Annotated in this window: 11 protein-coding genes; all 11 read right to left on the bottom strand. The window is 50.4% G+C overall.

Features of this window, described 5'->3' with window-relative positions; all coding sequences use genetic code 11:
* Window positions 1–68: 68 nt before the first annotated feature.
* The 11 genes from EDM55_RS10660 to EDM55_RS10615 all read right to left on the bottom strand — a co-directional run bounded on the left by EDM55_RS10660 (window position 69) and on the right by EDM55_RS10615 (window position 12,692).
* Complete coding sequence (locus tag EDM55_RS10660; protein WP_122960321.1) at window positions 69–791, bottom strand: aspartate/glutamate racemase family protein; 723 nt, start codon at window positions 789–791, stop codon at window positions 69–71.
* 67 nt (window positions 792–858) lie between these two features.
* Complete coding sequence (locus EDM55_RS10655; RefSeq protein ID WP_122960320.1) at window positions 859–2,424, bottom strand: hydantoinase/oxoprolinase N-terminal domain-containing protein; 1,566 nt, start codon at window positions 2,422–2,424, stop codon at window positions 859–861.
* Window positions 2,421–3,518 carry an S-methyl thiohydantoin desulfurase family protein gene (locus EDM55_RS10650; RefSeq protein WP_122960319.1) on the bottom strand — a complete coding sequence of 366 codons (1,098 nt, stop codon included), beginning with the start codon at window positions 3,516–3,518 and terminating at the stop codon, window positions 2,421–2,423. Before EDM55_RS10650 ends, EDM55_RS10655 begins: the two co-directional genes overlap by 4 nt.
* 25 nt (window positions 3,519–3,543) lie before the next feature.
* A complete protein-coding gene (locus tag EDM55_RS10645; protein ID WP_122960318.1) occupies window positions 3,544–4,866 on the bottom strand; it encodes a purine-cytosine permease family protein in 1,323 nt (440 codons plus the stop codon).
* 349 nt (window positions 4,867–5,215) lie between these two features.
* Window positions 5,216–5,761, bottom strand: coding sequence for a GrpB family protein (locus EDM55_RS10640; RefSeq protein WP_122960317.1), 546 nt, complete (start codon window positions 5,759–5,761; stop codon window positions 5,216–5,218).
* 51 nt (window positions 5,762–5,812) lie between these two features.
* A complete protein-coding gene (locus EDM55_RS10635; protein ID WP_170184306.1) occupies window positions 5,813–7,204 on the bottom strand; it encodes a hydantoinase/oxoprolinase N-terminal domain-containing protein in 1,392 nt (463 codons plus the stop codon).
* Window positions 7,173–8,312, bottom strand: a complete 1,140-nt coding sequence (locus EDM55_RS10630; protein WP_092269917.1) for an S-methyl thiohydantoin desulfurase family protein — start codon at window positions 8,310–8,312, stop codon at window positions 7,173–7,175. The genes EDM55_RS10635 and EDM55_RS10630 overlap by 32 nt, the downstream gene beginning before the upstream one ends.
* Window positions 8,313–8,333: 21 nt before the next feature.
* Window positions 8,334–9,719 carry a sigma-54 interaction domain-containing protein gene (locus tag EDM55_RS10625; RefSeq protein WP_122960315.1) on the bottom strand — a complete coding sequence of 462 codons (1,386 nt, stop codon included), beginning with the start codon at window positions 9,717–9,719 and terminating at the stop codon, window positions 8,334–8,336.
* Window positions 9,720–9,775: 56 nt separating this feature from the next.
* Complete coding sequence (locus EDM55_RS30910) at window positions 9,776–9,910, bottom strand: hypothetical protein (protein WP_259676079.1); 135 nt, start codon at window positions 9,908–9,910, stop codon at window positions 9,776–9,778.
* 34 nt (window positions 9,911–9,944) lie between these two features.
* Window positions 9,945–11,384, bottom strand: a complete 1,440-nt coding sequence (gene lpdA / locus EDM55_RS10620) for a dihydrolipoyl dehydrogenase (RefSeq protein ID WP_122960314.1) — start codon at window positions 11,382–11,384, stop codon at window positions 9,945–9,947.
* A complete protein-coding gene (locus tag EDM55_RS10615) occupies window positions 11,385–12,692 on the bottom strand; it encodes a dihydrolipoamide acetyltransferase family protein (RefSeq protein ID WP_122960313.1) in 1,308 nt (435 codons plus the stop codon). It lies immediately after the preceding gene.
* Window positions 12,693–12,695: the final 3 nt, after the last annotated feature.

Genomic DNA, 12,695 nt, shown 5'->3' with positions numbered 1-12,695 from the left:
TTGCGTTACCTGTTGGTCAAAAAACAACCTGGAAGGTGATTCGCTCTTCCTTCCAGGCTGTGTGCACGTTATCTTGCTGTACGAAGCTTTTCGGTTGGTTTCATATAGGTGATGCGGCTCTGCTTGACCTTCATCGCGATCACGCTTTCCAGTACTTTGGCAGAAGCAAACGATGGATCAATAACCGGAACATCGTAGCCATGCTCCTTCAGCTTGTTTTGCAGTGTCTCCGCCACACCCATCATACCTGTGCAGCCCAAGATTAAAGAATGAGCTTTATCGATTTCGATAGCTTTTACCATTTCCTCGAACAGCGCTTGCTCCATTTTCTCTTTGTCCACGAGGTCGAGCACAGGGATGTCGACGTAACGGATCGACGCTAGCTTGCCGTAAACGCCAACGGATTTCGTCACATTCTCGATCATGGCAATCACGTTTGGCAGAACGGTAACGACTGAGTAAGATTTGGCCAGCATACTTGCGAACAGCATCGAGGATTCACCGGCACCTACGACAGGAATATCCACTGCCTCACGAGCCGCTTTGACACCGGGGTCAGCGAAACACAAGCTGATCACACCATCGCAGCCTTCGTTTTGCGCTTCTATGGCTTTTTCCAGCATGTTCGGAATCGCCAGTGCTTCATCGTACTCGCCTTCTACAGAAGCTGGGCCGTAATCGAGGTGGCGAACCTGTACTTCGACCGATTCATCCAAGTAATGCGCAAATTCCTGATGAACCTCCTCGTTGAAAATATCCATGATGGTTGGCAATAAGACTCTGATTTTCATCTGAATCTCCTCTTTTCTATTATTTTGGAGCTGCCGTGGTCAACAAAATGGAACCTTCGTGGAATGTTTATACCTCTACCGGTGCTGCAAGCGTCCCTGCCGCTTTTACGCGAATACGGGTGGCATTGCCCAGATAGGACAAGGGAATGTCCTCAAATTCAACGATTTCAACGGTTTCCGGTTCAGCTCCAGCTGCGATGGCTTCATCGATCGCCATCCGTTTCGCCGTTTCCAGCGTCTGCTCGCGGCCCGTTTCATCCAAGGAAAAGACCCGATCAATCTGTCCGCTGATTTGCGCAATCGCGGCACCAATGGCATTCGCCACACCGAAGTTTTCAGGGCGGATGAGCTGTGATGCGCCTTTTAAGGAATCAGGGAACAGAATGCTTCCGCCACCTACCAGAATGACCGGAACGGGCTCTGCACTGGTCTTCATCTTGTCAATCGCTTCCTCAGCCATCTCGACGATCCGGCTGTAGATCTGCTCGAGAAGCCCTTTATCCAGATGGGCCACTTTTTGCGGATCACCCAGATTCACTTTTCCGAGCGCAATCACAACATCCGTCGTAGTCAGCGTATCCCCGCCAAAGGCAAGACCTTTCTGTGGAAGCTGATAGCCAACGCTGTCAGGCCCTACCGTAAACTGTCCGTCGTCTTTGATTCGCACAATCGTACCCCCGCCCAATCCGATGGAGATCAGGTCAGGCATGCGGAAGTTCGTGCGTGCCCCACCGATTTCCACGGCCAGTGAGGACTCGCGCGGGAAGGAATTGACGAGGACACCAATGTCTGTCGTTGTTCCGCCTACGTCTACCACGAGAGCATTTGCCAATCCAGACAGATAGGATGCGCCGCGGATACTGTTCGTAGGGCCGCAGCCAATCGTGAGGATCGGGTACTTGATGGCGTACTCGATGCTCATCAGCGTCCCGTCGTTTTGTCCGAAGAAGACTCTTGCGTTGACGCCTTCTGCTTTCAGTGCGTCTATGAAGCCATAGGCGGTCGTTTTTGCTACCGTCACGATTGACGCATTCAGGATCGTTGCGTTTTCGCGCTCCAGCAGACCTACGCTGCCGATCTCGTACGACAGGGAAATGGGAACTTCATCGCCTAGAACTTCTCGCAGGATTTCCCCAGCTCTCAGCTCGTGATCTTTGGCGACAGGCGAAAAGACAGCCGCCACCGCTACCGAATCTACATTTCCTTTGATCTCATTGGCGATCCGATACAGCTCCTCTTCATCCAGCTTCACGATTTCGCGCCCATCGAACTCGTGACCGCCACGCACGATGTAGACGCGCTTGCCCAGCAGTGCTTTCAAGTCATCCGGTACGCCAACCAACGGCTTGATCGCCAGGGATGCAGGCGCTCCAATGCGGATATAGGCGATTTCATTCAGTCGTTTTCTTTCTACAATCGCGTTGGTGCAATGCGTGGTTCCGAGCATCGCGTACGTAATCTGCTCGCGAGGAACACCTGCTTGCTCGATCACTTCTCTCATGGCTGCATAGATCCCGCTGCTGACATCCTGCGTTGTAGATGATTTTGTTTTCGCCAGCACTTTGTATTCACTGTCCAACAAAACAGCGTCCGTATGCGTACCACCTACGTCAATTCCGATGCGGTAATTCATTTCGCAACACTTCCTTTCTCTACCAGCTGCTCTACCGGGATGTAGTCGGCATCATAACGGAAGTAACGTGGTCCCACCGTTTCAATCCCTTTTTCTGTCCGCCATTTTGGATGGCAAGGCATGCCGATGACGACACAACGTGCACCGTAGCGCAATCCTTCCGTGGTGATGGGAAGTCCGGTTTCCGCATCCAGGACGGCAATCAAGTCAGGAGTGACGCAAAGCAAACGATCCTTAGTACGGGCCAGGAGATGTTCGTTTTGGAAGCGGATTTCGAGATTTTCACCTTTATAGGCCTGCAATCCTTCGATTTTGGCGACTCCACGTGCCCAGCCGCCTTCTGTTTTGCGATCTACGTCTACCACTTTACCGCGGAACAGCTCAAAGCCGCTCGTTAGCTTCAGTACCTCGTTGACCGGGTCTACATTCGTTTCCTTCGCCAAACGGATAGCACGGCCGATTTCTTCTTCCAGCTGCAAGATGCTGTGAATACCGCTTTCCTTCAGGTTTTTACCCAGCATCGGGTAAATGGCGCAAGTGGCGGATCCGCCTTTTTGTACCGTAACGCTGCGCGCAATGCGTTCCGTCCAGGAATTGTCGATCGTATCCATGATGGTGACATTGCCTTTTTCATCCGCTAGCACCATTGGCGTAGCCGAAATGCCATCGAGGTAAAAAGTCGTCATTTGCAGCTCAGGGAATGCACGACCCATTCCGTCTACATCCACGACAGGGAGACCAAGCTGTGCCGCAAGAGCCAATGGCAGCATGGAGTTGATTCCGCCAGCCTCGATTGGATACGTGGCAAAAACTTCTTTCCCCATGTATTTCTCCAGGGATTGAAAGGTTTGCGCGACTTCATGGCCGCTCGGAATTTTCTCAATCAGGACGGTAGGAGCACCCATACCACCCGATGCGACGACGAGAGCGTCATCTGGAACTTCATCTACCGACAGCAAGGTAATAGGTCCGTATTCTTCTACTGCCTGCAGAGCCATCAATTTGCCGATGTACGGATCTCCTCCGCCTCCGGTTCCGAGTACGGCCGCACCAATTGCGATGTCTTCTATTTCTTGTTTACCTATCTGTCTCACATGTACCTCTCCTTTGATTTCAGATTTACCCTGCTTTTTCCATTTTCACATTCCATTTTTGATCCAGAGATGCCCCGAATACCTTCATACCGGCGTAGTAGACAATACCGGCGACCAGCAAGGAGTTGATCGAAGGAATCCCCCATTGAACCATGTAGCCGACTCCAAAGCCTAGAGCCCAAGCGACGAGTGAAACTGGATTCCACGTTTCACTCACCGCTGGCAGCTCCCCGCGCTCTCGACTCTCATCCAATACTTTTCTGCTTCGTTTTAAGATGAAATAATCAACTACCATGATTCCGGCGATAGGTGGGATCCACACCCCGAGAAAAATGAGGAAATTAACGAATTGATCCAAGATACCGAGAACAGATAAAATGGTTCCTGCAATTCCGACAATTAGCGTGATAAGTCCGCGATTCACGTTCTTACCGAACAGGGCATGGATGATGTTGGTGAAACCTAGCGAAGCCGAGTACAGATTAATATCGTTGATTTTTACAGTAGCAAAAATGACGGTTGCAGCTCCGATCCAGCCAGACGTCTGCAAAGCAATTGTCACTACGTCACTCGTTTTGACAGCGTGTGCCATTAGGACCGCGATCAGATTGATGATAATTTCTCCGATGACGACGGAGATCAAAGTCGACCAAAGCACGTCTTTGCTGCTTCGGCAATAGCGGGTCATGTCTGGGGTTAGTACTGCCCCAACCATGAAGCTTCCTGCGACCATCGTCGCCGCCGCGCCCAAGGAAAGAGCTGGACCAGGCGCTGCAGAAGACATGAGCTCAGGCAGCGAGTGGCTTTCAAACACGTTGTAGATACCGTATGCAATGGTCAATAAAAATCCGGGGACCGCGATCTTGGCCGTTACTCCCAGCCACTTGAAACCAAAAATAACGATCACGGTGACAAACAATCCTGTCAAAGTGGCAGCGAGTGGAAATCCTAATGCCCCACCGACGGCGTCATTGATCCCGTTTGCAAATACGGAGTTCTGCACACCGAACCAGCCGATGGTAGAAACCGCGATGACGAATCCGATAATACTGGACCCGTATTTGCCAAACCCCGTCCATCTGCTCAGCATACTGGTCGAAAGCCCCTCGCGCGCACCAGCAATTCCGATGAGGAGGATGACTACTTCCAGGATAATGGCACCGAGAAAGCTAGCTAATGCAGCGTCCCAAAAGGACATGCCATAACCGAGAAATGCACCGAGAATGAACTGACTGAGAGAAGTAAACGCCCCAATTCGAATGACGAGAATTTCCCACATCGGCACGCGTGCCTCTTTCGGCACCCTGCTCAGCGAGAAGTCGTCTGCCATGTTTGAATGACCTGCCATGATATCGCCCCTCCTTTACCTTCTTTGTTTTTCTGGATGGAACAGAAAAGACTGAATGTTCACCTCCGAACAGTTTGAATATTCTTTGTTGCAAATGGCATGCCAACCTGAAAAGCTAGATATTTCTTGCATTTTGGGTTGCATTTGAGAAAATTCTCAGCTCAAAAACCAATCAAAATTTACAGTTAATGATTGTTATGGACTATTTTTATATTCTTTTCTCATTTTTTCTCTATTTTTCGCAATATTTTATTTTTTCTCAACCTGAGAACTCTCCGTCATAAAAAAGAAGCCGGATTTGCAAGGAGCAATGCCCAATGCAAATCGGCTTCATGCTTGATACTTTTTTCTACTCATCAGATGTACTTGGTCGCCATCCTATTTCTTGTGACCAAATATGGGCTTTCTGCAGAATATCCCAAACGATCGGACCTTTTCCTTCCACATATTTCGGACGTTCCGCTCTGTATAGCTTCATTAATCGATGCTTTTCTTGGGCGTAGCGCAAACAATCATCAGGGTGAACACGTAAAAAATCCCTGAAAAGCAAGGTAACTTGTTCGGAATAACTACCGGCCTCTCTTACATGAACATGCGTCCTGCGATTTCCCGGTATCTCCCGAAAATACCTCTTCGTCCTGTCCCGATTTTCTTCTCGTAACACGAACCCCACGTTTTCAATCTTCGTCTGATAGGTTGAGATATCATCATAGTTTCTTACAGATATTTGGATATCGATAATAGGCTTTGCTGCCAGACCAGCTACAGAAGTTGAGCCGACATGGTCGATTCGAACAGCCGAATCTCCCAACGACTCTCTTAATCTAGAAGCAACTTCACGAAACAGACTTTTCCATCTAGGGTCATACTCGGATATTCTCCACTGATCCTCCACTGACACTCACCTCAGGAGTCGTATTCTCAAGGTTGAAATGATTCCTTTGGATTACCGCAGATGCTGAAAATCCAAAGTCCCTATGGCTTTTACTTTGATACGTATTGCTTTCGTCGGCATATAGGCAATGGGGTTGATTTCTACTCTTTGTACGAATACCGTCTTGGGGGACGCTCCTTCTGCGATGGCAGCTTGAATGGCTTCCTCTTTCGCGATCTGAATCGTTTTATCCCGATCTTCTTCATCTACCCAATAAATACGATCGACTGCTCCGCTCACCTGTGCGATACAGGCACCAATCGCACTAACATTTTCAAACTCGGCTGGATGAAGTACATCTGACCATGGATACTTGAACGAAGGGAAAATGCGATCGCTCCCATCCCCCACAAAAACGATAGGGAGAGGTTCGAAGCGAGGCTGAAACCTTTGAATCGCGTGGTAGATCGCATCCAGATTGTTGTCGTCTGCAGTACGATCCTCGCTTATGGTGAGATTCGTAACGTCTGACATTTGCAGACTGACGGGAACACCGGCCATTTTCATGTTACGGCGTTTTTCTTTTGGAAATCCGCGTTCCAATGCCCCGATGCTCGCTTTCGATTGGCAAATATCGACAATTACACAATCGTTTAAACCTGTGAGCAGCGAAGCTCCACGAAAGCTGTTGGAAATGCGTGAACCACAGGTACGAATCGGATATTGCAAGGCAGACTCATAGCCTAAGAGAGAACCATCGTTCTGAGTAAAGTAGATCTTCGCGTGGAGCCCGTTTTGATGCATCAGGTCTTGGAGCCCTTCGACGGAACGCAGAATCGTCTTCGATAAAGCAGCATTGAAAATACTGGAGTTTTCCCGCTCCAAAAAACCGATACTGCCGAGCATATGCGATTTGGTAACGGTACAATCATCCCCCACGATCTCGCGAATCCATTGCTCGACGATATTTTCATGCGCAGGGTTCACAAGTGAAAAGGCGCCTGTGATCGCAAATGAATTGATGCCTTCCTCACGAATCGTTTCCAGAAAGGTTTCCAGATCGTGCCTTGCCGGTTGCAGGGAGGAACGGCCGTCCATCTCATGTCCCCCGTATAACTGAAAAGGAATGACTTCGATCGCTTTTTGAATCAAATCGGATGCTCCGTACAGTGGCGGGATGGTGTTTTTCGCTTGCCCTATGCGGATGGAGCAGACTTTGGAGAGGCGCTCCCCTTTTTCTACTAGATTGGCAAAGTAATCGGTTCCAATAATCACTTCACCTATGCTCGTGCAGCTCTTGTCAGGAGCCGTAATTTCTTTTATGACTTCGGAAAGCCCGGCTAACAAGTCTTTCTGGGTAGGTGACTTAGCCACATGCAGGATCGCTCCATCACGGTTCATGACAATGCCCGTCGTTGTTTTGCTATTGATATCAATCCCAAGCCGCAGCACGATGTATGCCATTCCCCTCATCTGAGATTAGTTGTTCGACCGGTACATAATGGTCCATCAGGCCAAAATTCCAAGGGCCAACCACATCCAGCATTTTCGGATGGCGAACGAGTATGGGACAAGGGATCGCTACCACCCATACCTTCATTTGCAGCTCCAGCTCATCAATCATCACGGGAAGTCCCGAGTCTGCATCCAGGATACAAAGAATATCGGGCACGGTCGTGATGACTCGCTCGCCCTGCTTTGCTAGCAAGTATTCATTGAAAAACTGAACCTCAATTTGCTCGCTGTGATGATAGCCCGTGCCTTCCACGATGGTCTCCCCGCGCAGCATCCCGTCCTTCAAATAGCGCTGGACGTCCACAATTTTTCCTTCGATGAGCTTGAAGGGCTTACCGTAAATGGAGTTTTGCAAAACACGCGACAGATGGAGAAATACACGGTGCACATCCGCTCCGGCGGCCATAATACCTTCTCCCAGCCTTTTGCACAATAAGAATGTGTGTGGAATGACCACTTCTTGCAGCGCTTTGGCTTGCATCGGAAAGGAAGCTGCTGCTACCGCTCCGCCCATGGCAGGCAAAGCATTACGAGCCATTTTCTCCACTTCCAGGGTGGATTCATGGAGAATCCGTACGCACTGACCGTTGTCGGCGCAAAGGATAAAGGGGCTCGCCTGTACGCCAAAAGCATGAAACGTCGTCATCTGCAATTCTGGAAAGGCTCTTCCCATCCCATCACAATCAACGAGTGGAAGGTTCGTTAAGGAAGCAGCCAAAATGGGCGTAATCGCATTGATTCCCCCGATTTCAAAAGGCACAATCACCTTGGCTGTAATCTGCTTCTCGTTTTCCAGAATGCGCAAAGCCGTCGTAAATTCTTGACCGGACAGGAACTTCTCATACCCGACCGTTTGGGAGCCCATCATCGACAGGGTAACCCCCCAATCCTCGTCCTGAAGCTCAAAGGGCGAGAGAAGTCGAACGGGTCCCCGATCCCGTATCTCCTGCTTGGCCATAATTTGGATAATAGAGGGATCCCCTCCGCCGCCGGAACCGAGAAACAAGGCACCACAGGCCAGAGAATCGACGTCCTTTTCCGTTAATATTTGACTCATGTCCACCCTCCCCCCTATGTGCTACACCAAGTGCTTTCGCTTTAGCTTATTTAAACGTCTGTACAACGTCGCAACACTGATTCCGAGATGCTCGGCTGCTTTTCGTTTTCCTTCTGTTGTTTTGCCAAATCGTTGGATCGCTTGAATAATCAGCTGCTCTTCCGTCTTTTCCAAGGAAGAAGCCGCAAAGGGCGGGGCTGGAGCAGCGGTTGCAGCCATGGTTTGCTCTTCTTCCAATACCCGATCACCTCGAATGGACGCAGGCAAGCTGCTGATCGTAACCAAATCCCCGATCTCCAGATTCACAATGTACTCCAGTGTGTTTTCCAGCTCACGGATATTCCCTGGCCATTGATATTCCAGCAAGCATTTCATTGCCGCTGTGGTAAAGCGCTTGGGCTCCTTGCCTAGCCGATCTCCGAACCATTTCATGTAAAACTGAATCAAATCGTACAAATCTTCTTTACGATTCCGCAAAGCCGGGACATAGAGCGGGATGACATGCAGGCGATAGAACAGGTCCTCACGAAATTGTCCGCTGACAATCATCGACTCTAGATCCTTATGAGTAGCAGCGATCAGTCTCGTGTCTACCGGAATACTCTCTGACCCTCCAATGCGCTCAATCCGCCGCTCTTGCAAAACGCGCAGCAGCTTCGCTTGGAGAAAGGGTGGCATATCTCCGATTTCATCCAGAAACAAGGTCCCGTTCAAAGCCAGTTCAAACCTCCCTGGCTTTCCTCCTTTTTTGGCTCCGGTAAAAGCGCCATCCTCATAGCCAAACAGTTCACTTTCCAATAGGGATTCCGGTATTGCCGCACAGTTGATGGCGACAAACGGCCCGTTGCTTCGGTTGCTCGCATGATGAATCGACTGTGCCAGCACTTCTTTTCCCGTGCCGCTCTCACCCCGGATTAATACGGTCGAATCGCTTTTTGCTATTTTTCGCGCCTGCTCCAGTAAGGCGATCATAGCTGGACTGTTTCCCCGAATATCCTCGAATGAATAGCGCGTGGCATATTTTCGGTTTTTTTCGAATTCGGTCTCGATGACTTGCTCCGTGAACTGAAGGATGGCCCCTTCGACCTGACGATTGACGAATAACGGGTGCAAGCGGCAAAGATAAGGAAAGTGCTTGCCGGCAGCGTCCTTGATTTTTACCGGATAATCTCGAAGGGGCTTGCCTCTCCGTACAAAATCCAGAAGCTTCGTCGATTCTACGAGATCCGTCAGCCTCTGATTCAGCAGAACGACCTGTGAACGGCGCCAGATGTGCTCAGCTGTTGGGTTGACGTGTATGACTTGTCCACTCTTCTCAACTACCAAAATAGGCAAGGAGATAAAAGACAGAAGCCCCTCAACTTCCTGTAAAAGCATTTTCCGTTCCTTTTCTGTCTGCTCCGCCATTTTCATCCCCCCTTCGCGCGCGTCCCTGTATGCGTGTTTAGACTATTATAGCCGATCTATTCGCGCTCCCCCAAAAAAACTTGCTTGATCGCCATTCGAAAGCTTGGCTGCCCCAAGCCTTGTGCGGTGCCTTGGCACGAAAGGGTTAAAAAACCTAGTCCAAAAATAAAAAAGAGCTGCACGTTGGTCATACGTACAACTCCTCTTATTCACTCTATGGCTTGCCTACTGCAAGACTTTCGCTTTATTCACAATATGAATGGCGTGACCGAGTACCGCTTCTGCCGCTTCCAACCATACCTCACTCAGTGTCGGGTGGGGATGAATCGTGAGGGCCAAATCCTCTACTCGTGCAGCAAGCTCTAAGGCGAGCACACCTTCTCCAATCAGATTGGAAGCATCCGCGCCTACCAGGTGCAGCCCTAGCAGCAGATGGCTCTGTTCATCCACAATGACTTCTGCAAATCCTTCTTTTTCATCCGTCGCCAAAGCACGCCCGTTGGCACGGTAGGGAAAGGCTGCCGTTTTGACGCGATAGCCTTGCTTCTCCGCCTCTTCCTTTGTCAATCCCACTCCCGCGATTTGCGGCTCCGTAAAAATTACATAAGGGACATACGGGGTGTCAAAGCTGCTTGGCAGCCCGGCAATGACCTCTGCCGCTACCACACCTTGCTTCGACGCTCGATGGGCCAAAGCTGGACCTGGCGTCACATCCCCGATCGCATAAATATGCGCCACGTTCGTACGCCCCGTGCTATCCACATGGATGTACCCTCGCTCGTCTGTCTGTACGCCTGCTTGTGACAGCCCGATCTCCCCTGTATTCGGCACACGCCCAATCGTAACGAGGACTTTTTCCACTGATACCTGCTCCCGTGTGTTCTGATGGGTCAAAATATTAAGGGTAACTTGAGCTTGCTCTACAGATACAGCCTCTACCTTCGTCCCAGTGCGGATCGTGATCCCCAGCTTTTTTGCTTGCTTTAATACCTCTTGGCTGAGACTGGCAACCGTCTGCGGCAAGACCTTGTCTGCCGCTTCCACAATGGTGACTTTTGCGCCCAGCTTGGCAAAAGCCATCCCGAGCTCCATCCCGATATACCCGCCGCCTATAATCCCCAGTGACTGAGGGACTTCCTGCAGATTCAAAGCATCCGTGGAGTCCAATATATGTACCCCATCCGGTTTCACGAATGGCGGCGTGAAAGGTCTGGAGCCTGTCGCGATAATCGCTTGGCGAAACTTGTATGTCTCGAAATCACCGCCGGTCTCGACTCCGATCCGGTCATTGGACAAAAACGTCGCTGAGCCTTTTACTACAGTGACGCCATTTGCTTGGCAAAGATGGTCCACACCATTTTTCAACTGATTTACGACCGATTCTTTCCACGTCTGCCAGGTGGACATCTGAAAAATGACGTCCCCTTTTGGCAGCTGAATTCCCAGCTTCTCCAAACTCGCCAGCTTGTGATATTCCCCTGCGCTGTGAATGAGCGCCTTGGAAGGAATACACCCTCGATTCAGGCACACTCCACCGAGCTGATCCTTTTCAATCAGGACCACTGATTTTCCCAGCTGACCGAGGCGAATGGCAGCAGCATATCCGCCAGGTCCTCCACCGATTACGACAACATCTGTCTCGACTGCAACCTCTCCGACTACCATCTATACCATCTCCACGAACAACAAATTCGGATCCTCCAGCAGCTCTTTGATGCGGTTCGTAAACCGGACTGCCGTAACTCCATCGATTAGGCGATGATCAAAGGACAGAGACAGGTTCATCATCCAGCGAATCACGCCCTCATCTTCGCGAACAACCCAGCGCTTCTCCATTTTGTGTAAAGCCATGATCGCGACTTCCGGGTGATTGATGATCGGAGTCGCTTGCAGGCCGCCGATCGGACCTACGTTGCTGATCGTAAAAGTACCGCCCGTAATCTGATCCAGCGAAAGCTTGCCGTCTCGTGCCAGCCGAGCAAGCTCGCTGATTTCGCGTGCGATCTGGAGGATGGATTTACGATCAGCATCCTTGATCACCGGTACGATCAGCCCGTCTGGTGTATCGGTAGCAATTCCAATATTGTAAAAATGCTTCAAAAGAACTTCATTCGACGCATCGTCTATGGAGGCATTAAACGTCGGGAACTCTTTTAAGGCGATCACTAGCGCTTTCACGAAAAACGGCAGGAACGTCAGCTTGATTTGGCGCTTGTTTGCATGAAGCTGCAAACGCTCGCGCAATTCGCGCAGCTGATCCATTTCGATTTCATCGACGGAGGTGACGTGCGGGATGGTCGTCACGGATTTCACCATATGCTCTGCGATTTTTTTGCGAATCCCTTTCAGTGGCAAGCGTTCTACCCGCATCTGTGATGAGGTCTCAGGCGCAGCGAAGGCAGTGGCCGCTACCTGCTCTTCCGCCTTTCGCACACTGGCCGACTTTGGTTCTGTTTTGGCTGGGACCAGCGAAATATCTGGCGTGCTTGGCTTGCTGCTTCCCTGTTGGAATTGGCGCAGATCTTCTTCCGTTACTCGTCCGATCGGTCCTGTGCCGATGACTCGCTCGATGTCTATTTTCATTTCGCGAGCCAACTGACGCACATACGGCGTTGCCAATGAACGTCGATTCTGAGTCGTTTGACTCGTTTGCGGGAGTGCGGGGCGCTTCTCTGCCGCCTTTTGGATTGGTTTTTCGGTTTCTTGAGCAGGGTCAGCTGGAGCACTCACTGCCGCTTCTCCCGTTCGGATCACTAAAAGAGTCGAGCCTACCTCTACGGTTTCTCCCTCCGCTACTTTAATTTCTTGGATGACTCCGCTAACGGGTGCAGACAGCTCTGCGTTTACTTTATCCGTCTGTACTTCGATTACAGGCTGATCCTGTGACACGGTATCGCCAGGACGGACCAGAATCTTCAGGATTTCACCTTCATGCATGCCTTCCCCCACATCGGGTAGCTTAAACTCTACCATTGC

Source organism: Brevibacillus centrosporus, from assembly GCF_003710815.1.
Classification (GTDB): Bacteria; Bacillota; Bacilli; order Brevibacillales; family Brevibacillaceae; genus Brevibacillus; species Brevibacillus centrosporus.
This window is presented reverse-complemented; position numbering and strand designations above follow the sequence as displayed.